Raw genomic sequence first — 23,413 nt, 5'->3', positions numbered from 1 at the left:
CTGTATGATTTCGGAGCTGGAAAACAATATTTTGAAAATAACCATTTCGTCATATTGCAAACATTGCGCCGGAGCTTCCAATCTGATAGTCCCATTCGTATGCATGGAACCGGTCTGAACCTTTTACTGATAGAAGATGATCTTAAAATTGCAGCATTCATCCTGAAAGGGCTGCGAAAAGCCGGATACATGGTCGACCATGCCACCGAAGGCTGTGAGGGATTGCGCCTGGCCCTTGAACAAACATACGCTCTGCTGATTATCGATCTAATGCTGCCGGGAATGAACGGAATTGAAATTATCCGGAAATTCAGACAGGCCGGCCGGGATGGACCGGTTCTTATACTGAGTGCCAAAAATGATATTGAAGACCGCGTACAGGGACTTCAGGACGGAGCGGATGATTATCTAGGCAAACCTTTTTCTTTCGCTGAACTGCTTGCCCGTATTGAAGCCCGGCTTCGCCGCCCCCAGCCGGTAATAACCAGTTCTCTCTGTGTAGCTGACCTGAAGGTTGATCTTGTTCGGGGCAAAGTATACCGGGACAGCCATGAGATTATCCTTCAACCCCTGGAATATTCCCTGCTCGTCTATCTCATGCGGCAAAACGGGAGAGTCGTTTCGAAAGATACCATTCTTCAGGAAGTCTGGGACTTTAACGCCGGCTCCCTGACCAATGTGGTTGAAAGCCGCATCTGCCAATTAAGGGAAAAAATAGATCGCTCGTATGAACCTAAACTCATCCATACTATCCGGGGATGCGGCTATGCCCTTATGGTCCAGTAATAAAAAAACACAATCGTTTCAGTTCCGGACAGCGGTCTACAGTCTGCAGATCACTGTTCTACTGCTTCTCTCCGGTTATCTTATCGGACTGTTCGCGGTTTACAGCCAGTCACGCTCTAAAACCCATATTCACCTGGAACAAATCCTCTTGTTTATCACCGAAGAATACACGGGAGCAGAACACCCGGACGAATCACGCATTCTTCCAGCCTCCGGCTGGCCGGAAAAATACATAACCACATTCCGGCGGAAGTTCCCGGAAGCCCTGATCGGTCGTATTGAGCAGGAAGATCTGCACGATGGCTCCGGCTATGAAGTTCAGGCTTCGACCGGACAAAACCACCTGGAAATACTCGTTTCCGCACAAGGTGATATGTGGGTTGCCCATTCAGAATCCTTATCCGATATTTTTCAGTCTCTCGAATCGAAGATTCAAAATCCCATGGCCCATACCTCAGCAGAAAACATCGATCTTCTGATTCTGAATTCCGCAGGCCGCATACTTAACGGCAAAGCCGGTCTGGTCCCAGAAAATATGCTGAAAACCGAAAGTACCGCCCTTGGTCAGAAAAACATCGCTCACCTATCCACCCCGGGATTGGGACAGGCCGTGATGAAAAAAATGTATGACGGAAACATCATGCTCCTGCACAGCAACTTTGCCAACGGAATTGCTGAGCTGAAGCGTCTGAGCCTGCTTTTTCTGGTCTTACTGGCCCTGTTCATCCCCTTCAGCATCATCGCAGGATTCAAACTGTCCCATCACACAATGCGTATGGTGAAAAAGGTTTCAGACGCGGCCGCCTTATTTTCCAGAGGAAACCTGAAGCAGCGGGTGCAGATTCAGAATGCAGGAACGGAAATCAGAGAACTGTGCAATTCATTCAACAATATGGCGGAACACATTGAAAAGCTGGTACAGGAACTGCGCAACGTAACTACCGACATAGCACATGATATCCGCACACCTCTTACCCGTATCAGAGGACTGATGGAAACCCAGGATTGGGAAACAGCAACGGCGGCTGAATACAAACAGACCGCCGATTCCGTAATCATGGAATGCGAACAGCTGGCACCTCTTATCAGCGACATCCTTGATGTTTCACGTGCAGAAACCGGCGTATTGACTTTGAACTACGAAACCGTTGACCTCGGTCAGGAACTCCGCAAATCCATTGATATTTTTTCTGTCTCCGCTAAAAACAAAAATATCTCTATCGAAAATAAGATCCCCTCCAAAGCGGTTGCGATCCGGGCCGACCGAAGCAAAATCCAGAGAAGCATCGCAAATCTTCTGGACAATGCCATAAAGTTCAACCGGATTAACGGATCTATTCGGGTCACTCTTGAAAACAGAAAGGATTCTGTGCGATTCAGTATCGCCGATACCGGGGAGGGTATTGCCGAAGAAAATATTCCACATATCTTCAACCGGTTTTACCGATGTGATTCCAGTAGAACCATCCCCGGAAACGGACTCGGATTAAGCCTTGTACAAGCCTACGTCCGCCTTCACAACGGATCGGTTCAGCTCAAAACCTCGCCTCATGGAAGTATTTTTACGATTACCCTGCCCAACTCCCCTTCCTGAATCAGCGCAATACGGAAACCGCCTGAAAGAGTGTTGTTTTGTCTTCAACCTTTCGCACCGTTAACCTATTTTTTCCCTATGAAACGCAACTACAGAAAGCGCCCGGCATTTGATGTTAGAAATCCGGGAAAAGTTATCTTTGCACTTTTTGTGGTATTCATTGCCTATCGGATTCTCACCCCGCCCAGTGAAGACACCCTGATTGTGACTTCACCGGACGGCTCCAGAACAGCGCGTCTGAAAACCGAATTTTATTTCGACCATCAGCCTTCGTATAAAATCTACTTCCGCGACACCGACCAGAAATACTGGAACAGCCTGTACTACATTCCTGCCTATACCAACATGCCGCCGGAAACACACCACCCAGATCTGAAATGGTCGGAAAACTCTGTGCGTCTGGACTTTATGCTCGGTGGAAGCTCCATATGGCATCATGTATTTTCAGAGTAGCCGCTGCCGACCCGGGATCAGCCTGTCTCCCGCCACTGAAAAAAAAGCGCTACTTTGTCCACAATAAAGAATGAGCTCCGTCGTTGATTATAAGCATGTGCTTTGGCACAGCTTGGGCGGTGTAAGGTTTCCCTCCTCTTTTCCTTACACCGCCTCTCTTTTTGTCCCCGGTGCTATTCCAGAAAATAATTATAGTCCCGTGCTTCTTTGGATTCGATGACTTCCATGGCATCTTCAGGACTCATTGCGGAGATCAGACGATCACGGATTGCATCGTCCGAAATCATGGCGGAAAGACTGGAAAGCACTTTCAGGTGCATATCCTTTTTATCCTTCGGCGTAATGATCAGCATGATCAGTTTAACCGGGCCGTTGTCGGGGGCATCAAACTCCAGCCCTTCCCGGCAAATCGCCATAACACCCTGAATAGCCGGCCCTTTTTCAATATGACCATGCGGAATGGCAATACCTTTTCCCATAGCCGTCGACATCTCCTTTTCACGCGCAACAACGGACTGATACAGCTCTTCCTGACTGATATGCTCAACCCGATGCGTTTTTATCAGAAAAGCGACCATCTGGCGGATGGCATCCCATTTATCCAGCGCCTTCAGATTAACCATGATAAACTCCTCGGCCAGGAATTCGACCAGACGCTGCCGATCGCGGTTTGCTTCACCCGAGCGCGACAGTGCCGCTTTCGTCGCAAACGGTCCGATAATTTCGGCCACCGTCACGCCGGCCAGAATAATTGCACCGACCGCCTGCTGGATGTCTTCAGGAACAAACGCATCGTCGCTCAGCAGCACCACCAGACCGATAGCAATGCCCGACTGGGGATAGAGCGCATACGACATATTCGTCCACATACGCTTTGAACATTTGCCGACAATCCCCCCGATTGCGGCCCCCAGTGTTTTTCCCAGCATGCGCGATCCGATATAAACCATAGCCACCAGGCCCACCGCCATCAGAGCATCGAGATGCAGCGACACCCCGGCCAGTGTAAAGAAAATGACGTAGAGCGTGGGCTCCAGCGGAGTCAGCGTGCTCAGCTGCTTTTCCGCCACCTCAGAACTATTGCCCAGATACACCCCGAAGAAAAGGCAGACCAGCAGCGGGCTCAGGGTCAGATATGCGGCCAATCCGTCCAGCAGCATAATAACCAGCAGAATAGTCGTAAAATCATGAAAACGGGGCTTTGAAACCAGTATTCTGGTAATCCATCCCATCCCCAGTCCCAGCACCACAGCTCCCAGCAGATGATAGGCTGAAAGAATCAGAGCATCATCAATTTTTCCAATGGTTTCCCCGCTCTCAAAATAAGCCGACACAAATGTGCGCATCATCACAAAAATGAGGATGCAGAGAATGTTGTTCAGTGCCACCGCCGAAATCAGCGTTTTTACAAACGGCCCCTTTGCACGCGATTCCCGGATCAGAGCAATAGTCGTAGCCGGCGCCGTGGAAGCCGCGATCCCGGCAAGCAGCAGCGTCGTCGGCCAATCCATCCCGAACAGCTTTCCCGCAATAATTACGGTAATAACCGAAAACGTCACCTCAAACATGGAAATGGAAATAATGCGCCGAAGTGAATTGTGAATACGCCGGTACGACAAATGTCCACCAATACTCACAGCCACCAGACTCATTGCAAACGTTGCAATCGGCTGCAGATCATGCAGTTGCTCATCGGTTCCGATCAATCCCAGACAGGTTGGACCGATAATAATGCCGCCGAGAATATTTCCGGTCACATGCGGGAGTTTTAAAAATTTCCCGAAATAATTGCCCGCAAAACCGGCAAGTATCAATATCCCGACCACAAGAAACGGACTTAAATCCCCCGCATTCTGTAAAATTGAATCGAAAATCTGTTGTAGTGCTTCCACGCTATTTCCTTACGTAAACTGTGCCCCCTGCGTATTGCGCGCAATTTTGACAGACCCCATAGCAGCAGGCAAGCAATCAAAACAGAATCTCAACAATAGCGGCCTCAAAAATGATTCAGGAATCCCACTAACGTGAGGAACGGATATCGAGAACCTGAAGCTGCAGCGTGGTATTCCCCATCCAGCAGTTTTCTTTGAGCATGAATGCAACGTCTATATTTCCGGACGGCAGGTTTTCCAGCGGAAAATTAAATGCAATCGCATCAAATCTGCATCCAGCCGAAACCAGAGACAGCTTCAGATGATTTTCTCCAACCACACGCGGCGCCCCCGAAACCGACATCTTTTCCATGGCCCAGACCGGTTCGGGATTATCCTGCCCGAACGGCCGCAGTTTTTTCATCTCATTGTAAAATTCATCATTTACATCGTTCGGGTTAAGTACAGCATCAATTTGCAGAACCGGAGTCAGATCCACCTTTTTCAGAGCCAGGGAAACCGCGCGGTTGAACTGCTCCTTAAACGCATCCAGCTGCCCCGACTTTACCTCCAGCCCCGCCGCCATTTTATGGCCGCCGAATTTCGTGAGCAGCTCCGCACAGGCCTGCAGCCCGTCGAGCATGTTGTACTCCGTAATGCTCCGGCACGATCCGCGCGCATGCCCATCTTCTTCAATCCCCATGATGATAGCCGGCCGGTTATAATGGCGGGACACTCGTGAAGCCACAATCCCGACCACACCGGGATGCCACCCCTCGCGGGCCACCACCAGACCATAGTGTTTCTCCGGATCAAAATACGTGTCGATTTCTTCAAACGCCTCATCGGCCATTTCCCGCTCAATCTTCCGGCGCTCCGCATTGGTCCGATCGAGAACCTGCGCAGTACGCTGCGCCTGCGCCGGATCGGGAGTAAGCAGCAGAGAAAGCGCCTCCATCGGCTGGCCGATCCGGCCCGAAGCATTAATGCGCGGCCCGAGCTGAAAACCCAGATGATAGGTTTCCGGTTCCCCTTTCATCCCAGCCACATTTTTCAGGGCCTCCAGTCCCGGCCAGCGCGTGCGGCCCAGCTGGGCCAGGCCATGGCGCACCAGAATCCGGTTTTCTCCACGCAGCGGTACGATATCCGCTACAGTGCCCAATGAAACAATATCGAGATACTCACGCAGCTTCAACGTAACCGCTGCGGAATGGCCGCACTCCCGACCGTATTTAACCAGCGCATGCGCCAGCTTGAATGCCACACCGACCCCTGAAAGCATTTCCAGCGACCGGACCTCGCCGAGTTTGGGATTGATGAGAGCAAAAGCCGGGGCCGTCTCCTCTGCAGGTTCATGATGGTCGGTCACGATCACATCCACTCCCCTCGCCTGAGCCATCCGGACACTGTCCACCGAATTGACACCGCAATCCACCGACACCACCACAGAGGATTCATGCGAGGTAATGCAGCGCTCCAACGCTTCGGTGGAAAGTCCATATCCCTCATCCAGACGGTCAGGAATAAATGGTACCACCTTTGCTCCCAGCTCAACAAAAACACGGGTAAGCAGAGCCGCCGATGTCACGCCATCCACATCATAGTCCCCGAAAACCGTAATGGTTTCTCCGGACTCAAAAGCCTGCCAAAGCCGGGACACCGCCTTTTCCATATCCGGAAGAAGAAACGGATCGGAGAGATCAGCCAGTTTCGGATTCAGAAAGGCCTCAAGCTCATCCGGGGTCTGAAAACCGCGCAGCAACAGAACCCGGGCCAGCGGAAGCGGCAGTTCAGCCTTCAGACTGAGCTGCCGGACCCGCCCCTCATCGGCCGGGCGGATTTCCCAATGTTTGGAAGCACGGCTCACTCGGTATCCGCCGGAATTTGACGACCAGCTGTAAGGAAACGACTGACGAGCGCTTTCACCAGAATTTTAAGATCCTCATACAACGAACGGATGTGTGCATACCAAAGCGCATCCGTGAGCAGGTCGGAATCAAGATTATAATCACGGTAGCAGAAGACCCCGGGATAATAGCGACGAAGCTGCTTCACAACTTCATCATCCTTCGGATGCCGCAGCGGCGGCTGTCCGCTCAGAAACATGCGCCCGCGCAAAACCAGCAGAATCAGCGGGAAGCGGTCGAGCGACAGCGCCCGGAAAACACGGTAAAGCATCGACTTTCGGTTGGCTTTTTTGCCGAAAACCGGGAGAGCGATATATCCGGTGTGCGGATCATGAAACTGCTGTTTCTTGAAACCGGCAATCCCGGTCAGCCTGATCAGAGGATACAACACCAGAAACGGAATCAACTGCAATGTTGCCAGCACAAGCGCCACTCCCCAAAGCACAGTGAGCCGTACCACATCTTCGGTCAGCAGCTCGGGCCGGTTCCGCGCAATCAACCACGAATCATCAATTTGAATACACGTTCCGTCTCTCGGATCAATCACCCGGTTGCCCGCCACAATTTTATTGCGGATTTCAAGATTCCGTCCGATATACGTATCTTCCAGCACAAGGCAGTTGGAAAGCTCGCTGAATGCATCCACGATGACATGATTCGCCACAAGTGCTTTGGGACCAATGGTGGTCATCGCCCCGAAACGACAGTCATCGCCGACAATGATCGGCGCACGCAGGTAACTCGACGGGGGCGTCCGGACATTAAACCCCACGGAGGATTTATCGGGCGTAGCGAATCCGGCCGTGACGTAGCGCGTGAACTCCCCCGCAACCAGTTTCATATTGATATCGAAATAATCCTCGATTGTTTCAATAATATAAGGATGAACATGCACCTCCTCAAGCCCGCGGCCGGGCGGGGAACCGCCGTCCAGCAGCAGGTTCACATCGTGTTCATCCCGACCATAGAGAAAAACCGGCGGATCGCCCGGCCCATGACAGCAGGCCGGCAACCGGCTGAAATGCTCCGGAGTGAACGCCTGCCGCCGGCGCATAAAAAACGGCCCGCCGAAATAGAGCAGTCCGTTTTTCCAGTATCCGGAAATCGAACGAAGATAATCGACCGGCGTCTCGGTGCTTCGCGCAAAAACATATTCAACGACCACATTCCAGCGGGAGCCGGACCCCACAAAGCGCTCCACCTCTTCCGCACCATCATGCAGAACAATATGAACCGACCGGATATTCTGTTCTGTGCAGGCTTCCAGCCAGTAATCAATCAGCGGCCGGTTCGCAATGGGAAGCAACGCCCACGGCTTTTCGCTGATATCCCCTGCCCATGTGCATGGGATGGAGGTGTTGATTACGGCGATCATCGGTCAGCACTCTACTCGAAACCTTTGATAGCATCTTCGACGGACTCATAAATTTCAAACACCTTATACGCCCGTGTTATTTCAAAAACCATACGCGGCTTCTTCTGCAGATTGGCGATTTTCATATCCCCGCCCTGTTCAGTAACCCGCTTCAATACGGCAATCAGTGTACCGAGTCCGGCGGAATCCATAAAATCCACTTCGGCCAGATCGATAACATAGTTTTTCACATCGGTCTCCGCCGAAGACCAATGATTAAACTGATCGCGGAAGGCATCGACCGTCGCCGCCGTGAGGGCTTTACTGACCCGCACGACTCCTATTTCATTCTGTTTCTCGCAATTCACCAACATAACGCAAGTACCTCCCTAATATGCCCCGCGACCGAATAATACAGCGGGAATCGTTTTCAACATGATTATCATATCTTTAAAGAAACTCTGACTCTGTATATACTGCATATCCAGGCCGACCTGTTCATGAAACGGAACATCCGCCCGCCCGCCGATCTGCCACAGACACGTCAGCCCGGGTTTAACATGCAGCCGCTTCCGTTCCGACAGTGTATACTTCCGCACTTCCTCCGGCAACGGCGGACGAGGCCCAACCAGAGAAAGGTCCCCGATGAGCACATTGAAAAACTGAGGAATTTCATCTATGCTCGAACGTCTGAGGAAGCGCCCGACTTTCAATACACGTGGATCGTTTTTCATTTTAAATGTAACTCTTCCGCTCAGTTCATTCTGCTCTTCCAGCTCCGCGCGCAATGCATCGGCATTGCGGACCATGGTACGGAATTTATAGAACCGGAATTCACGTCCATTCAACCCCACGCGTTTCTGCACATAAATCACCGGGAAGCCGTCCTCCATCAGAATACAGAGCGCCACCAGAAAAAAAACGGGCAGCAGAACAAGAATCGCCACAGTACTACCCAGAATATCCATCGTCCGCTTTACCACCAGCAGACTGCGAAGCATCCCTTCCCAGACCAGCAGGCGCGAACGCTGCTTAAACTTGAGAATATGTGCATCAGCCTTTGTGATCGGAATTTCCATCCGATCAAACAACTCCCGCCGGGCTCTGTATACAGGACGTTCCATTATGAATCGCGTTCCTCGTCAACAATGGTACAATAGGTCAGATTCTGTGTCTGAACCCGATAACGTTCAATCCGGTCGGTAATCGTATTGGTAATAGCCAGTCCGCGCCCGCGCTCGCCCATGTAGGAATCATCGAGTTTCCGGTTCAGCGCTTCTTCCAGATCCCACTCCGCGCCCTCGTCACGCAGTACCACCTGACAGGTTTTTCCATCCACCCGGATCTGCAGCCAGAACGAATCATCTTCATCCAGCCCGCTATGGTCCACCAGGTTCGCACCAAGTTCCATCACCAGCAACCGCAGCATGGCCGCTGTATTCACCGAAATACCGACCGAGGTCACCGCGGCTTCAGACTGGCGGGCAACCTCAGATACCAGATGAATATTTCGCGGCACAGTCTGCTCAAGCACAATGCGCCGCGGATCAAGCATGTGGATCGATATGGCCGTACAGTCGTCAGCCGCAATATCGAAATCATACCCCTCCAGTTCACGCAGCAGACGTACTGCTTTATTGGGATGTTCCGGCTGAGAGACCACTTTCTGATAAGTCTTCTTCATGAAATCGCCGCACTCCTCGCCGCTCTCGCGGTGGCGCGCTTCCATAAGACCGTCGGTGTAAAGAAGCAGAAAGGAGTTTCCCTCGTCTTTAATGATCACCTCATCGTCTTCCGTATACGGACGTTCCGGCCCGAAAGGAAAACCCACCGGAGCCCCCCCGCCATCGCCTTCACGACCAAGACTGATATATTCACCGTCGCGAATCAGCACCGGATTCGGATGACCGCAGTTCATACACCGCCACTCCAGCGTCTCCGCATCATGAATGGCCATAAACAGAGTTGCAAAATAGGAGGGATTATCAATCCGCCGCCGGAACATCATATTCAGAGCATTACACACCTCCGCAGGTCCCCGGTCAGCATACCGATGAATCATTTCGCTGGCCGTGGCTTTCAACAGCGAAGAAATCATAGCCGGTGCCACGCCGTGCCCGGACACATCCGCCACATAAACCGCATGCTTTCCGTTCGGAAGCGATATGATATCAAACGCGTCACCCCCGACATCCATGCAGGGTTCATAAGCAATCCGGACTTCAAACCGCTGAGAAAAATGCGGAATATCGGAAAAGAGCGACCGCTGGATGGCCCCCGCCAGAGAAAGATCGCGCGAAACGCGCTTATTCCAGATCGTAATCTCATCATTACTTTTTTTCAGCGCCAGCGCATTGCCGACCCGCAGAACCAGCTCACGGGGATTAAAGGGTTTCCGGATATAATCCATCGCACCGAGTTCAAATCCCGTTTCAATGTCTTCAATCTTCGACTTCGCCGTCACCATGATAACCGGGATATGGGAGGTACGGGGTTCCTTCCGCAAAAGATCGCAGAGTTCAAAACCATCCATTCCAGGCATAATCACATCGACCAGAATAAGGTCCGGTGCCTGCCGGATGGCAATATTAAGCGCAGCCGGTCCCTCATCGACATCAAAAACCTCACACCCTCTGGTTTCAAGCAGTTTCCTGAGGTAGAGCCTGTTCGGCAGTTCATCATCCACAACAAGTACCCGGCCGGACAACTTCTGAGCCAGCCGGGAAGAGGGCAAATTCTGCATATTATCCTGAGATGATGAAATCATTCGGCGTTAATCCAGCGTTTTCATCCAATCCCCGAGCGCCGTCACCAGCCGGCGCGCATCAGAGAGGCGTTCTTCCTTTGCACAGTTTTCAACTTCCAGCCCCAGCACGGAAATCTCAGGCAGACCGATCGTACCGCCCATACCTTTAATGGAGTGCGCCGCAATACGGACCATTTCGGCATTTTCCGAAGACAGCCCCTCCTTCAGTTCATTGGAAAGGCGATGCAGTTCATCGACAAAAACTTCGATCAGTTCATCATCCACCTCATCTGTATCAACAACAAACTGGTTTTTCCGTACCTCAAGATCCGGAATAAGTTCGTTTACCCAGGTGGTATCTCCCAGTTTCTGCGCCATATTTTTCTCCGCTTAAATCAAATCATCAAAGTGATCTCAAATCATAACAGCAATAAAGACCGTAGCAAATACGCAATGGATCATTTTCCTGCGTCTGGAAGCCGGAATGCCCTGCGGACCATCGGAGCACTTTCCACAGCGGCTTCAATACCGATCTCAACCCGGTTCACCTGCCGTCCGATGCGCTCTTCCAGCCATTGGACCGCCCGATCATAAATCCCATCATACTCAGTGCGGGACGTTTCCATATCAGTAACCAGATCAAAGGAAATACTGAACGGCTCCGCATCACCTTCCGCGCGCAGATCGTGCACATCCACCAGACAGTGTTCCTGCTCCAGAAACTCATGCACACTGCGGCTGAGCACATCAAAAAACGGATGGGACCGATCCACCGGATCGAGATGAGCCAGAGCCCGCCACCTGAAGCTCCGTTCCACAGCCGATTCCGCCTCCTCCGAGATCAGATGGGCATCCACAAGGCTGATATTGGCATCCACCTCCACGTGAAAAGATACCATTTTCACATCACCGTAGTGATGCACCATGATTTCATGCACCCCCATCACACCGTCAACATCGAGCACAGCATCATGAATTTCACGTACGGTTTCAGGATCCGGCTTTTTACCCAGCAGAATATCGATCGCCTCCCGCGCATATGAAACTCCGGTGTAGAGAATAAACCCCGCCACACCGATTGCCGTCCAACCATCGACAGCCCCCCACCCGTATCCGGAACTGAGCAGAGCCACCAGAACCATGAGCGTACAGACAATATCAAAAGCATGATTCCAGGCATCGGCCTCCAATACTTTTGATTTTGAAAGCCGCGCAAGCTGCCGCGCAAAAACCGCCATCCAGGTCTTAACCGCAACCGTCAGCCCGACCATCACCAGCACCCAGAACGGGGCTTCAACCGGTTTCGGATTCACCAGTCGTTCAATGCCCGAACGTCCAACCTCGGCCCCCACAAGAATCAGCGCAATCGCCAGCACCAGGGTGGCTACAGCCTCGATTCGTCCATGACCGAAAGGATGATCCTCATCCCGCGGTTTTCTCGACCACTGAAAACCCAGGGCAATCACCAGCGAACTGCCCATATCCGTCAGATTGTTTGTGGCATCGGCCATCATCGAAACCGACCCGGAGATAAAACCGAGAAAAAACTTTGCCGCCGCCATGAACCCACTCATCACCGTACTCACCCACCCGGCCAGCATGCCGAGGCGTGTGCGGTTTTCATGGCTATCAGCCGGAAGATCCTGAACCACCACCCGCTGAAGCAGAAAGTTCATGATCGGAAACGCTAATCTGTGTCTTTTTTCAGTCATTATTAAAAAAGGGCGCCCCGGTCAACGGAACGCCCACAGGATAGAATAATTAAGTACCCGAAGTCTACTGAACCTTTTTCTCTCCCTTGTGCCAGAGCAGAACCACCGGTGTGGCCACAAAGATTGAAGAATAGGTGCCCACCAGAATACCGATAGTCAGTGCCAGTGCAAAATCCTGTACTGCACCACCGCCGAACAGCAACAGCATGATCACTGTGAGCAACGTAGTCACCGAGGTCAGCAGCGTACGACTGAGGGTCTGGTTGATGGAGAGATTCGCAATTTCCTGATAGGATTTGCCCTTCTCCAGCTTCAGATCTTCCCGAATACGGTCAAACACCACAATCGTATCGTTCACCGAGTAACCGACAATAGTCAGCAGGGCTGCAATAATCGGCATACTCAGCTCATTACCCAGCGCACAGAAGAGCCCGACCGTAATCAGCACGTCATGCGCCAATGCAGTAATGGCACCGCAGGCAAAAGCAAATTCGAAGCGGATCGAAATATAGATAATGATGCCGACCAGCGACCAGATAATGGCCATCAGCCCCTTACGCTTCAGCTCAGATCCGATCTGCGAACCTACACTGTCGTTTTTAACATCAATATAGCCGCCGTCGAGAGCTTTAACCGCCTCAAGGGCCGGCTCCGCTTCTTCACCGGAATCACTGATTTTCAGTTCCAGCACTTCCCCGCCGCTGACATCAGCCTGATAGGCAATACCCGCCGTCGGAAATCCGGCATCATTCAGTGCAGCGCGGACCACTTCGATATCCTGCTTCTGGTCGAATTCAAAGGTAATCACGGACCCCCCTTTAAAATCGACCCCGAAGTTCGCATCACCTTTCTTAAAGAAAAGGCCCCACGAACCGATAATAATCAGCAACGACACAGCTGCAGCGATTTTCCGGCTGCCCAGGAAATTAAAGTTTGCATTCTGCAGCCCCGGAATAGACAGCATCTTAATGCTCTTGAGCATACCGTTATCCGCCAACGTATTAAACCCAAGACGGGTAATGACCAGCACGATGAACATCGAAACAATAATACCCGCACTCAGCGTCACCGCAAAGCCGCGAATCGGACCGGAACCCTGCCAGAACAGAATAACGGCGGTAAGCAGAGTCGTAACGTTCGCATCCAGAATGGTGCTGAAAGCTTTATTGTAACCGGCGTTAATGGCGCCGGAAACGGACTTGCCGACTTTCCATTCCTCACGCATACGCTCAAAGGTCAGTACGTTGGCATCCACCGCCATACCGACAGTCAGCACAATACCGGCAATACCATAAAGCGTCAGCGTCGGGAGACTGATTCCCCCGCCCTGCAGCGATCCCGTGGCCGCACCGAGAAATCCGGATGAAACCACCATGCCGATCGGCAGCAGCAGCAGAACGAAAATCAGCGAGAAGTTCGCAATCATCCCCGGAATCAGATAGTAGACGCCCATAAAGACCAGCACGGCAACTCCACCGATGATAATCGCTTTGATCCCGCTGCTGATTGAATCATGGCCGAGAGTCGGAGCAACCGTACGTTCTTCCACAATTTTCACCCGGCCCGGCAGAGCCCCGGCTTTCAGCACATTGGCCAGTTTGCGGGCTTCAGCGTTACTGAAACTTCCGGAAATCGATGCATTCCCGTAAATCGCTTCATTGATATTCGGCGCAGAATACAGTTTATCATCAAGAATCACCGCAAGACGCCGGTTTACATTTTCTTCCGTAATACGACCGAATTCGTTGCGGCCTTCTGAATCAAATTCGAGTGAGATCGTCGGCAGACCGGTCATCGGATCCGGCATAACCGATGCATTCTGCACACGGTCTCCGCCCATCTGGCGGCGGCGCTCAATATATTCAGGACGGTAAATTTTGGAATTATCCTTGTGACGGTCCTCCATCAGCATAAAGTCAGCCGGCTTGTCGCCGAACCGGCGCAGACGCTTGAAGAATTCGCGGTCGAGCTCTTCATCGGCCATGGCTTCTCGATCGCGTACCAGGAAAATCCCCGCATTGTCCTGCCCACCCATTTTAAAACCGGGCGGCATCTGACCGGAACCGAAAACTTCCGCGACCCACTGCGCGCTGTCTTTATGGACCAGCTTGAAGCTCAGCACCGCATCGCGTGAAATCTGCGCTCTGGCTTCTGCACGGGTTTCCGGATCGACACCGGGAAGACGAACCACAATCCGGTCATTTCCCTGCGGATAAATTTCAGGTTCTGCAGTACCCAGCCCATCAATACGGTTGCGGATAATCTCAACCGCAATCTGCTGCGTTTCCTGAACCTTTTTCTTTACGTCCGAATCTTTAAGCTGATCGACCGAAGAAATTGTTTCATCGCCTTCAACCAACTTCTGGCGCACATCATCTTCATCGACCTGAATCGTGAAACTGGAACCGCCCTGCAGGTCCAGCCCCCAGGTCACCCCAAGATCCGCCACCATCCAGACCGACATACCGGTCAGAAAAAAGAGAGAGATCCATTTCCAGAGTTTATTTTTGTCCATCTCAGAAACCTTTCCTACTTCGTTGCTTCGATTTCGGCCGGAGTTTCGCCTTTTTCCAGAATCTGGGAAATGGCCGCGCGAACGCACTCAACTTTGGTGTTGTCCGAAATTTTGATGATCAGCGTATTTTCCTTCACGTTGACGACTTCGCCGATGATTCCGCTGGTGAGCAGTACGCGGGCGCCGCTCTTCACCGAATTGATCATCTCCTTACGTTCCTTTTCGCGGCGCTTCTGCGGACGGATCATCATGAAATACATGATCGCGAACAGAATAACCATCATGATCGGGAACTGCAGCGGCGATCCGGCAGCCGCCGGAGCCGCCTCAGCCTGTGCGATGGTAAGGGGTAATAGGTTCATCTAGTTGTTCTCCTTTACGTTTAAAACGTGGTCCTCGCAAATGACCGAATAGCCGGCATGGAATTCCGCACGGAATTCGGCAAAACGGCCTTCTTCAATCGATTTTCTCATCTCTCTCATAAATTCAAGATAGCAATGCAGGTTATGCATCGTTACCAGTCTCAGCCCCAGAATCTCGCCGACATTGAGCAGATGACGCACATATGCACGTGTAAAGTTTTTACACGCATAGCAGGTACATCCTTCCTCCAACGGGCGGGTATCCTCCTTATAGAGGGCCGCTTTCACAGGATAGCGTCCACGCCGGGTGGAAACCGTGCCGTTACGGGCCTGGCGGGTGGGCATCACACAGTCAAACATATCAACACCCCGTGCCACCGACTCCACCATCTGGGCCATTTCGCCGACACCCATCAGGTAGCGCGGTTTCTCCTTCGGCAGATGATCCACGGTGTCCTCCACTCCCCGGATAATCAGCTCATCCGGTTCGCCGACACTCACACCGCCGATGGCGTAGCCGTCAAATTCCATATCGACCAGCGCCTTGGCACACTCCTCGCGCAAATCCGCATAGACACTCCCCTGCGCAATACCGAAAAACAGCTGGCCTTCCGCCCGGGGCGCTTCCCTGCAAATAGCCGCCCAATCTAGGGTTCTGCGTACGGCTTTGCAAGCGTATTCCTTCTCGCTCGGATACGGCGGACACTCATCAAAAACCATCGCGATATCCGACCCCAGCTTACGCTGAATCTCCATCGATTCTCTCGGACCGATAAAATGCTTCCGTCCATCGGAATGCGACCGGAACGAAACGCCCTCATCCGTGATTTTATTCATCGAACCGAGACTGAAGACCTGATAGCCGCCGCTGTCGGTCAGAATTGCGCGGTCCCAGCCCATAAATTCATGCAGCCCGCCCATCCGCTCAATCAGGTCCGGGCCCGGCCGGTCATTCAGATGATAGGTATTGCCCAGCAGAATCTCACAATCCAGCTCGTGCATTTCCGCCGGCGACATGCCTTTAACCGTCGCCTGGGTGCCCACCGGCATAAAAACAGGCGTCTCCACCCTGCCGTGTTTGGTATGAAAGGTTCCGCGCCGCGCTTTGCAGGAAGGATCGGTGCCGTGCAGTTCAAAAGTTCCAATGGTTGGTTCAGACATAGATATTATCGGGTTAAAAGGATTAAAAAATGTGGTAACACGGTATTGGAAGCATCATTTTACATCTTCATAAAATTTTGCAAGCGAGGTCTGTATGTACGGAACCAGCCACAGATACCCGATACCGAACGTCAGCAAAGCCAGCAAACCCCATCCGATAAACCGCAGGTTGAGGCAGAAAAACTTCCATTTGTTCCCCGCCATCATTTCCCTGCTCCGTCTAATGGCCTCCAACGGCCCGCAATCCTCATCGTCGGCAATAATGAAAAAAGCCTGCGAATAACTGAAACATTTAATAAAGCCGGGAATGATCAGCAGCAGCATCCACAGATAGATAAACAGAATATAGAAAAAGTAGACGCCCAGCGATTTCCAGAACCGCTTAAACCCGACAAACAACAGTTCCAGATGGGCCGCATCCTCCTGAGCAATTCCCAGGTAATACGCATAAAACCCAATAACTACCGGCGGCATCACAAAAAACTGAAAAAGCTGGGCCACTCCACCGATCAGGTCTGCAGCGGCTTTAACATCTCCACCGCCCAACCCGGCAACCACGCTCACAAAAAACGTGGCTGCAATGATAAAGAAAGAAATGGAAAATGAGAACGCAGTGTATAAAACGTAGCCGAGAACCGCCATCCCCCAGTTACCTTTAAGCGACTCCCGGGCCTCAGCCGTCAGATCGGCATTGGATGTTACCCCACCGCCATCAAACCCGCCGCCGGAAGCCCCTTCGGTTGAAGGCAATGTAATTTTCGGCAACCCGCCATCATCATTTAATCCAGTCATGTTGTTCCCCTTGGAAATCGTAAGACGGCGCATCTTGCCCAAAACCGTTCCCCAAACCAAGAAAAACAAACATCAACGGAAGGGGCTCCGACCGCCTCCCGCAGGGCAGAAAACCCTTTATGCTGTAATTCTCTGTTTTCATTTCTGATATTCATCTCATTCCGCCGATATAGCTCCTCCCCGGAAAGACACGGCTCGTCCCCTCATTTCGACGTTTTCCTACTGTATTAATTTTAGTACACTAATTGCTTACAGAGGTTCACAACAATATAATACGCTACCGCACACCAACGGGGATAAATCATTCCGATATATGAAAAAAAACAAACAGTCTTTTCGCAGACCGCTCAACCCAAACACTCCAAATGCGGTTTTTACAGCTCGGCAGAAAACGTACAGGCCGGAAAATGAACGATAATCAGTACCAGACTGAAGTTTTGCTGACGAAGTGCATCGCCCGGTCTCGGGACACTAATCCGCACACAGATGCCGATCACCGCCGACTCGACACCAAACCAGAGCTCACCTCTATCCGGATGAATATTAAACCCCGGCTCCCTTCCATCCCCGTAGCATTTACAGATAAAGGAGCTTACTGATATGCCTGAAGCATCCTCTTCCGGCTCTGCCGATTCCCCCTTCCGCACGGCCGTACTGCCGGCACTCTGTGCCGACACTTCACTCGCCCCCATTACAGAGCATATTCCGGCCTATCTGCTGCCGCTGTCCGGAAAAAATATGGCCGACCGCATTGCCGGGCGACTGAGCGACCTGGGCATTGAAGACCTGGTTATCATCATCAACGACAAACCGGATGCTGCCGCCGCTTTTTTCGGCAATGGAACTCGCTGGGGACTGAAAATCCGCCTTATCGACATTTCCCGGAACGCATCAGTTGTCGAGCGACTGAAAAGGCTTGATATCCGGGGCGCATATCTTCTGGGCGATCTGTTTCGCCTGCCTCCGTTTGACGCGGAACACCTGCACCGTATGCATGCCAACGGCTCCGCACTCCTCATGGATGAGAACGGCGTATGGACCGGATGGGCCTCATTAACCCCGTCTCGTCTAAACCACTGCACCGCCGCTTCGCCGGACGAACTGGCTGATTTTCTCCTGCGCGAGAACGTTCCCTCTCTACCTGTATACGGCCCCGAGCTCAACTGCCGCTCATCACATCATCTGCTTTCCTCCTCGAAAATCCTGTTGCATCATCAGTTTCCCGGGCAATTCGTCTACGGGCCCGAAAAGGAAAAAGGGCTATGGATCGGTGCCGGAAGCGTGATACACCCCTCCGTCAGGCTTCAGCCTCCGGTCTGGATCGGAGAAAACTGCCGGATCGAAAAAAATTCCGTTATCGGTCCGGATGTCAGCATTGCGGAACGTTGCATTATTCGAAAGCAAACTACACTGAAAGCATGTTGCGTGATGAAAGACACCTGCATAGAAAGCCAACTCGAACTCGAAAAGGCTGTGATCGACCGTAACCATCTGGCCTACAAAGATCCGGAAACATCGGCGGTTTCCGACCGCTTTCCGATCGCAGCTAACCACCAGCAAGGACGGGGCCGTTTAACCGTTGGTATCGCCGGCCGGATTGCGGCTCTGCTTATACTGCTTCTGACATGGCCGCTCACTTTACTGATCGCTCTGGTCCGTCTTATGAAATACAGGCAGCTGCCGATCCGACGCATTCAGTGTGTAAAAATTCCGACCGAAACCGATCCCGCACTCTGGAAAACGTTTTCATTTCATCAGTGGACTACCCGGGCCGATCCGAAATCCAGAAATGCGCAGATCCTTCCCCTGCTCCGTCTCCTCCCTGCCCTGCCGGATATTGCCTTCGGCCAGCTGCACTGGGTAGGACTCGCCCCGCGGAACGCCGAGGAAATTCTTGCCCTGAATGAAGACTGGCGCAGGTTATATCTCAGAGGAAAACCCGGGTTGTTCCAGCTTGCGGAAGTCGACCGTTACCACATCGGTGACAGCTCCGCAGACCAACAGTTCAGCTCGGAATCCTTTTATACCGCAGCACAAAGCTTCCGAACGGATTGCAACGTGCTCCGGCGGTATCTGGCCGGCCAGCATGAACCCACCTTCGGGAAACAGTCCCCGCACATCCTGACCATGATCAATGGCGAAGAGACTATTGATGAATTTCATGCATTCATCAACGAACAGTTGAGAAGTACCTCGCAGGATAATATTTCCAGACAGAGAAAAAACGACATTATCACCGCACTCCACGAGGCACTCATCAACATTATCAAACACGCCTATGAAGCGGAAAAGCACCAGCCCATTCAGATTCATGTAAATTCTCAACCCGCCAGCATTGCATTCAGCCTGTACGACAAAGGTAAACCCTTCGATATTGATGCCATTCACGCCCCCGACTTCTCCGGCCAATCCACCAGTGGATTCGGGTGGCATATTATCAATCAGATCGCCGACCGGATTGAGTACTCCCGCTACAATGGCTGGAACCGGCTATTGCTTACATTCAATCGCTCAGAAAAAGGAGACACCGAATGAAATCCTCCCGTATAGAACAACGTAAAATCATCGTACTTGAACCGGTTCAGCCCCGGCTGGACGTGCAGTCGGTCCCTGCATTCAAAGAAATCAGCGGAAAAAAAATCACTCCGGGATTCAACGTCATTATGGATCTCCGGAATGTGGAATTCATCGACTCCACCGGCCTTGGTGCCCTGCTTTCACTGTTACGCAAAGTTAAGGAAAGCGAAAATCAAATGGTCCTTACCCACGTCGGCGAACAGGTCCTGGCCATGTTCCGGCTGGTGAAAATGACCCGGATTTTTGATCTTTATGACACCACCGACGCAGCCCTGGAAGTGCTGACGGTCTCACCCGGAAACCATCCGCACAGTTAACACGAACAGAAGGAGGCCGCGCTGCAGCAGCCTCCGCATCCGTAGTTTATTCAGAAAGGTTCAATCATATGGCCGATGCGTCATCCCGGGTTTCAGTAATGGCCAAACCCCGTTCCGGATGAACCAACTCCGCACCTTCGGCTGAAGACTGTACAGCACCTGTCTTTTACCGCCGGTGCGAACCCGACGCATACAGGACAACAGCACCCCGAGACCGGAACAGTCCGGAAAACTGAGCCCCTTGAGATCAAAAAAAATTCTCAGCCGGACTCAGCAGCCCATAACCTCTTTCCTAAAATCGCCGGAATTCATCGCGTCGATACATGCACACTGCACCTCAACGATCAATGTGCCGGTTTCGTTTAAAGAAGTTAGGTTCATCCCGCGCTATTCCTCAACGGGAATCTCTTTTTTCATCATCACACCCGTCACCGCACATCACATCAAGATCACGCTCATGCTCCGGAAGAATTCGACGTTCTGTTGTTAAAAACAGCCCCAGGCTAAGATGGAGAACCGGAATAAAAAAAATGCGTGCGCAAACTCACGGCACCGGATACTTTTAAAATCCAGACAAGGTATACATCATGAGTCCATACGGAAAAATCTACATTGCGACTTCCGGTCTGTTTATCAGCTGGGCCCTTCTGATCCTCATCCACCGTATCCTACTGATCTATGGCGACTTCCGGACTCTCGAGGAACTTAAAGGATTTCTGACTGTCCCCTATATTTTTCTCTATCCTGCAGGATTCGCGCTCACCTGGTTTGTCGAACGCAGCATGCAGATCCACTTCAAACACCGCATTCTCGTCTGGATTCCGATGGCCTGCGCCGGCGGGCTCTACCTCACCCTCGCCGTCATATTCTTCATCCATTCAACAATCTTATAGCAATACCCTTCCTTTGGGCATGAGGCCGGCTTATTTTCCACTATTGTTCATTGAAATTTCGGAACCGGATCTTTAAAAGCGCGCGCCATGAAACCGATTGTTGTATGTGCACTGTATAAGTTTGTTAAACTCAATGACTATGAATCGCTCCGGGAACCTCTGCTGCAGTTTATGACGGACCGCGAAATCCGCGGAACGCTGCTGCTGGCAGCCGAGGGCATTAACGGCACCGTTGCCGGATCGCGTATGGCGATCGATGAACTGCTCGCTTACCTCAGAGCCGATGAACGGCTGGCGGATATCGACAGCAAAGAGTCATATGACGAAACCAATCCGTTCTACCGCACCAAGGTCCGGCTTAAAAAAGAAATCGTCACCCTCGGTGTTAAAGGGATCGACCCCTGCAAAACAGTGGGTACCTATGTGGAACCGAAGGATTGGAACGAACTGATCAGCGATCCCGAAACCCTGCTGATCGATACCCGGAACGACTATGAGATAGGTATCGGAACCTTTAAAAACGCTGTAAACCCAAACACGGAATCTTTCCGCGAATTTCCGGAATACGTGAAAAAAAATCTAGATCCCTCCAAACACCGGAAAGTCGCCATGTTCTGCACCGGCGGAATCCGCTGCGAAAAATCCACGGCCTACCTGAAAGAACTCGGTTTTGAGGAAGTCTATCACTTAAAAGGCGGCATTCTGAAATATCTGGAGGAAATTCCGGAAGAAGAATCCATGTGGAATGGGGAATGTTTTGTCTTCGACAACCGGGTGGCCGTAAAGCACAACCTTGAAAAAGGCGAATACGATCAATGCCACGCCTGCCGTATGCCCATCACAGAAGATGATAAAAAAAGCGAGCTTTACGTCAAAGGCGTCAGCTGCCCCCACTGCCACGACCGCTATTCCGCCGAGCGGAAAGCCCGCTTCCTGGAACGCGAACGCCAGATCGCTCTCGCCCGCGAACGCGGCGAAGAACATATCGGCGGGAAGGTAAAAGATCTTGCGGAACAACGCCGGATCATGAAACAGAAGCTGAAAGAGCAGACCGCCGCTGCCCGGAAAAAAACCATCGACGCGCCATAAAGCGGCAATGGGTCAGGTGAGCTTCTTTTTCTCTCATCCGGACATTGACGCTCCTGCGGCACCGTGCTACTTTCTGCGCCTTCTTGATCACTTTTCAAGTGTCGGGGTGTAGCTCAGCCTGGCTAGAGCGCTACCTTGGGGTGGTAGAGGTCGCAAGTTCAAATCTTGTCACTCCGACCAATCTTACAACCGGCGAATTCCATCGGAATTCGCCGGTTTTTTACTTCAGAAGCAGACAGGTTCCGTCGAGCTCCGATAACAAAAAAAATCCCGTCGGCAAGACGGGATTTTTATTTTCCAGACGATGGAAACTCTACTGTTCAGCTTCAATGGCCGAAACCAGTGCCGCCTGTTGCTGGAGGCCGACAAACTGCTGTTTGTTTTCTCCATCCTTCAGCAGAATCAAAGTCGGAATGGAGCGAATGCCGTATTTGGCAGCCAGCTCGGGATTTTCATCGACGTTGACTTTGGCAATGATCGCTTTGTCGCCAACCTCTGCTGCAACTTTTTCCAGAATCGGGGTCTGCATTTTGCAAGGACCGCACCAGGGTGCCCAGAAGTCAACTAATACGACGCCGCTCTTGGTCGCTTCTTCATAGCCGTTGCCGTCCAGTTCAATTACGCCTTCTGCCATTTTTATTCTCCAATTGTTAATTTCAAACTCTGACGGATCATTCCACGTTGTGTTCAAAAATAAAACCGCAAAAGGTTACCATTTATTGGAATGAATCCGCTCCACGTCATAACGGTACTCCGGCTCATGCTTCTCCGCCGGCATACCCATGGCCAGCAGCGCAAACGGGGTAATCTGTTCCGGAATATTCAGAATTTCACGGCACGTTTTTTCCCGCTCTTCCAAAGGATGCACAGCAATCCACACACAGCCGACACCGAGATCATGCGCGGCCAGCTGCATATTCTGCGCCGCACACGAACAATCCTGCGGCCAGAAACCCGGGTAGATTTCCTTTGCCTGCTCTCCGCAGACCAGCACCATAAACGTCGACTGTTCCAACATTTCGGTTCCCCCCATATTCGTAAACCGCCGGATGACTTCAGGATCATCCATCGTTACAAAGTGCCAGGGCCGAGCATCGGCGGCGGATGGCGCATTCATCGCCGCTTCGAGAATCACCTTGCGTTTTTCCTCTGCAACCGGCTCATTCGTCCAGCTGCGGATACTCCTGCGTGTCATAATATTTTTAATCGTTTCCATAATTTCCCCATGGTTAAAACAGAAAGAATACGCCCCTGCCGTTCTGCTTCAATCTGAATTCCGCCCGA

Annotated in this window: 22 protein-coding genes and 1 tRNA gene; 8 read left to right on the top strand and 15 right to left on the bottom strand. The window is 51.8% G+C overall.

Going from position 1 to position 23,413, the window contains the following annotated elements; genetic code table 11:
* Positions 1–114 precede the first annotated feature (114 nt).
* The 3 genes from EGM51_02260 (at position 115) to EGM51_02250 (ending at position 2,833) form a co-directional block, all read left to right on the top strand.
* Positions 115–786 (top strand): response regulator, encoded by a 672-nt coding sequence (locus EGM51_02260; GenBank protein QBG49224.1) that lies wholly within the window; start codon positions 115–117, stop codon positions 784–786.
* Positions 728–2,380: a HAMP domain-containing protein gene (locus EGM51_02255; protein QBG46281.1), complete on the top strand. Its 1,653-nt coding sequence runs from the start codon at positions 728–730 to the stop codon at positions 2,378–2,380. The genes EGM51_02260 and EGM51_02255 overlap by 59 nt, the downstream gene beginning before the upstream one ends.
* 78 nt (positions 2,381–2,458) lie before the next feature.
* Positions 2,459–2,833, top strand: a complete 375-nt coding sequence (locus EGM51_02250) for a hypothetical protein (GenBank protein QBG46280.1) — start codon at positions 2,459–2,461, stop codon at positions 2,831–2,833.
* A gap of 173 nt (positions 2,834–3,006) precedes the next feature.
* Here the strand turns inward: EGM51_02250 and EGM51_02245 are convergent, their stop codons facing one another.
* The 12 genes from EGM51_02245 to EGM51_02190 all read right to left on the bottom strand — a co-directional run bounded on the left by EGM51_02245 (position 3,007) and on the right by EGM51_02190 (position 17,286).
* Positions 3,007–4,725 carry a hypothetical protein gene (locus EGM51_02245; GenBank protein QBG46279.1) on the bottom strand — a complete coding sequence of 573 codons (1,719 nt, stop codon included), beginning with the start codon at positions 4,723–4,725 and terminating at the stop codon, positions 3,007–3,009.
* Positions 4,726–4,852: 127 nt separating this feature from the next.
* Positions 4,853–6,571 carry a single-stranded-DNA-specific exonuclease RecJ gene (gene recJ, locus EGM51_02240; protein ID QBG46278.1) on the bottom strand — a complete coding sequence of 573 codons (1,719 nt, stop codon included), beginning with the start codon at positions 6,569–6,571 and terminating at the stop codon, positions 4,853–4,855.
* Positions 6,568–7,986 (bottom strand): hypothetical protein, encoded by a 1,419-nt coding sequence (locus EGM51_02235; GenBank protein QBG46277.1) that lies wholly within the window; start codon positions 7,984–7,986, stop codon positions 6,568–6,570. Before EGM51_02235 ends, recJ begins: the two co-directional genes overlap by 4 nt.
* 11 nt (positions 7,987–7,997) lie before the next feature.
* Positions 7,998–8,339, bottom strand: coding sequence for an anti-sigma factor antagonist (locus tag EGM51_02230; GenBank protein QBG46276.1), 342 nt, complete (start codon positions 8,337–8,339; stop codon positions 7,998–8,000).
* A 15-nt stretch (positions 8,340–8,354) separates the two neighbouring features.
* Positions 8,355–9,044, bottom strand: a complete 690-nt coding sequence (locus EGM51_02225; GenBank protein ID QBG49223.1) for a sugar transferase — start codon at positions 9,042–9,044, stop codon at positions 8,355–8,357.
* A gap of 44 nt (positions 9,045–9,088) precedes the next feature.
* On the bottom strand, positions 9,089–10,732 hold the full coding sequence (locus tag EGM51_02220; GenBank protein QBG46275.1) for a response regulator: 1,644 nt from the start codon (positions 10,730–10,732) through the stop codon (positions 9,089–9,091).
* Between the two features lie 6 nt (positions 10,733–10,738).
* Positions 10,739–11,089 carry an Hpt domain-containing protein gene (locus EGM51_02215; protein ID QBG46274.1) on the bottom strand — a complete coding sequence of 117 codons (351 nt, stop codon included), beginning with the start codon at positions 11,087–11,089 and terminating at the stop codon, positions 10,739–10,741.
* A gap of 80 nt (positions 11,090–11,169) precedes the next feature.
* Positions 11,170–12,423 (bottom strand): cation transporter, encoded by a 1,254-nt coding sequence (locus EGM51_02210; protein QBG46273.1) that lies wholly within the window; start codon positions 12,421–12,423, stop codon positions 11,170–11,172.
* Positions 12,424–12,487: 64 nt separating this feature from the next.
* Positions 12,488–14,938, bottom strand: a complete 2,451-nt coding sequence (gene secD, locus EGM51_02205) for a protein translocase subunit SecD (protein QBG46272.1) — start codon at positions 14,936–14,938, stop codon at positions 12,488–12,490.
* 14 nt (positions 14,939–14,952) lie between these two features.
* A complete protein-coding gene (gene yajC / locus EGM51_02200) occupies positions 14,953–15,300 on the bottom strand; it encodes a preprotein translocase subunit YajC (GenBank protein ID QBG46271.1) in 348 nt (115 codons plus the stop codon).
* Positions 15,301–16,461, bottom strand: coding sequence for a tRNA guanosine(34) transglycosylase Tgt (locus tag EGM51_02195; GenBank protein ID QBG46270.1), 1,161 nt, complete (start codon positions 16,459–16,461; stop codon positions 15,301–15,303).
* Positions 16,462–16,515: 54 nt separating this feature from the next.
* On the bottom strand, positions 16,516–17,286 hold the full coding sequence (locus tag EGM51_02190; protein QBG46269.1) for a DUF975 family protein: 771 nt from the start codon (positions 17,284–17,286) through the stop codon (positions 16,516–16,518).
* A 567-nt stretch (positions 17,287–17,853) separates the two neighbouring features.
* Between EGM51_02190 and EGM51_02185 the strand changes: the two genes are divergently transcribed.
* A complete protein-coding gene (locus EGM51_02185) occupies positions 17,854–19,788 on the top strand; it encodes a hypothetical protein (GenBank protein QBG46268.1) in 1,935 nt (644 codons plus the stop codon).
* Entirely contained in the window at positions 19,785–20,147 is a 363-nt protein-coding gene (locus EGM51_02180) for an anti-sigma factor antagonist (GenBank protein ID QBG46267.1), read from the top strand. The genes EGM51_02185 and EGM51_02180 overlap by 4 nt, the downstream gene beginning before the upstream one ends.
* Positions 20,148–20,207: 60 nt before the next feature.
* On the opposite strand, the gene EGM51_02175 is transcribed toward EGM51_02180, so the two are convergent.
* On the bottom strand, positions 20,208–20,411 hold the full coding sequence (locus EGM51_02175) for an anti-sigma factor antagonist (GenBank protein QBG49222.1): 204 nt from the start codon (positions 20,409–20,411) through the stop codon (positions 20,208–20,210).
* 323 nt (positions 20,412–20,734) lie between these two features.
* Between EGM51_02175 and EGM51_02170 the strand changes: the two genes are divergently transcribed.
* The 3 genes from EGM51_02170 to EGM51_02160 all read left to right on the top strand — a co-directional run bounded on the left by EGM51_02170 (position 20,735) and on the right by EGM51_02160 (position 22,309).
* Positions 20,735–21,040 (top strand): hypothetical protein, encoded by a 306-nt coding sequence (locus tag EGM51_02170; GenBank protein QBG46266.1) that lies wholly within the window; start codon positions 20,735–20,737, stop codon positions 21,038–21,040.
* Between the two features lie 87 nt (positions 21,041–21,127).
* Entirely contained in the window at positions 21,128–22,129 is a 1,002-nt protein-coding gene (locus tag EGM51_02165; protein QBG46265.1) for a rhodanese-related sulfurtransferase, read from the top strand.
* Positions 22,130–22,231: 102 nt separating this feature from the next.
* A tRNA-Pro gene (locus EGM51_02160) sits at positions 22,232–22,309 on the top strand.
* A 133-nt stretch (positions 22,310–22,442) separates the two neighbouring features.
* Here the strand turns inward: EGM51_02160 and trxA are convergent.
* Positions 22,443–22,763 (bottom strand): thioredoxin, encoded by a 321-nt coding sequence (gene trxA / locus EGM51_02155; GenBank protein ID QBG46264.1) that lies wholly within the window; start codon positions 22,761–22,763, stop codon positions 22,443–22,445.
* Between the two features lie 75 nt (positions 22,764–22,838).
* Positions 22,839–23,345: a nitroreductase family protein gene (locus EGM51_02150; protein ID QBG46263.1), complete on the bottom strand. Its 507-nt coding sequence runs from the start codon at positions 23,343–23,345 to the stop codon at positions 22,839–22,841.
* Positions 23,346–23,413 lie beyond the last annotated feature (68 nt).

It is taken from the genome of Verrucomicrobia bacterium S94 (genome assembly GCA_004299845.1).
In the GTDB taxonomy this organism is placed as follows: Bacteria; Verrucomicrobiota; Kiritimatiellia; order Kiritimatiellales; family Pontiellaceae; genus Pontiella.
The sequence above is the reverse complement of the archived record's forward strand: the minus strand, read 5'-3'. Positions and strand labels throughout refer to the sequence as shown.

Coding starts and splice junctions, on each gene's coding strand:
- EGM51_02255 (QBG46281.1), top strand. CDS start 728: ATGAACCTAAACTCATCCATACTATCCGGGGATGCGGCTATGCCCTTA.
- EGM51_02250 (QBG46280.1), top strand. CDS start 2,459: ATGAAACGCAACTACAGAAAGCGCCCGGCATTTGATGTTAGAAATCCG.
- EGM51_02235 (QBG46277.1), bottom strand. CDS start 7,986: ATGATCGCCGTAATCAACACCTCCATCCCATGCACATGGGCAGGGGAT.
- EGM51_02230 (QBG46276.1), bottom strand. CDS start 8,339: ATGTTGGTGAATTGCGAGAAACAGAATGAAATAGGAGTCGTGCGGGTC.
- EGM51_02225 (QBG49223.1), bottom strand. CDS start 9,044: ATGGAAATTCCGATCACAAAGGCTGATGCACATATTCTCAAGTTTAAG.
- EGM51_02220 (QBG46275.1), bottom strand. CDS start 10,732: ATGATTTCATCATCTCAGGATAATATGCAGAATTTGCCCTCTTCCCGG.
- EGM51_02215 (QBG46274.1), bottom strand. CDS start 11,089: ATGGCGCAGAAACTGGGAGATACCACCTGGGTAAACGAACTTATTCCG.
- EGM51_02210 (QBG46273.1), bottom strand. CDS start 12,423: ATGACTGAAAAAAGACACAGATTAGCGTTTCCGATCATGAACTTTCTG.
- secD (QBG46272.1), bottom strand. CDS start 14,938: ATGGACAAAAATAAACTCTGGAAATGGATCTCTCTCTTTTTTCTGACC.
- yajC (QBG46271.1), bottom strand. CDS start 15,300: ATGAACCTATTACCCCTTACCATCGCACAGGCTGAGGCGGCTCCGGCG.
- EGM51_02195 (QBG46270.1), bottom strand. CDS start 16,461: ATGTCTGAACCAACCATTGGAACTTTTGAACTGCACGGCACCGATCCT.
- EGM51_02190 (QBG46269.1), bottom strand. CDS start 17,286: ATGCGCCGTCTTACGATTTCCAAGGGGAACAACATGACTGGATTAAAT.
- EGM51_02185 (QBG46268.1), top strand. CDS start 17,854: ATGCCTGAAGCATCCTCTTCCGGCTCTGCCGATTCCCCCTTCCGCACG.
- EGM51_02180 (QBG46267.1), top strand. CDS start 19,785: ATGAAATCCTCCCGTATAGAACAACGTAAAATCATCGTACTTGAACCG.
- EGM51_02170 (QBG46266.1), top strand. CDS start 20,735: ATGAGTCCATACGGAAAAATCTACATTGCGACTTCCGGTCTGTTTATC.
- EGM51_02165 (QBG46265.1), top strand. CDS start 21,128: ATGAAACCGATTGTTGTATGTGCACTGTATAAGTTTGTTAAACTCAAT.
- trxA (QBG46264.1), bottom strand. CDS start 22,763: ATGGCAGAAGGCGTAATTGAACTGGACGGCAACGGCTATGAAGAAGCG.
- EGM51_02150 (QBG46263.1), bottom strand. CDS start 23,345: ATGGAAACGATTAAAAATATTATGACACGCAGGAGTATCCGCAGCTGG.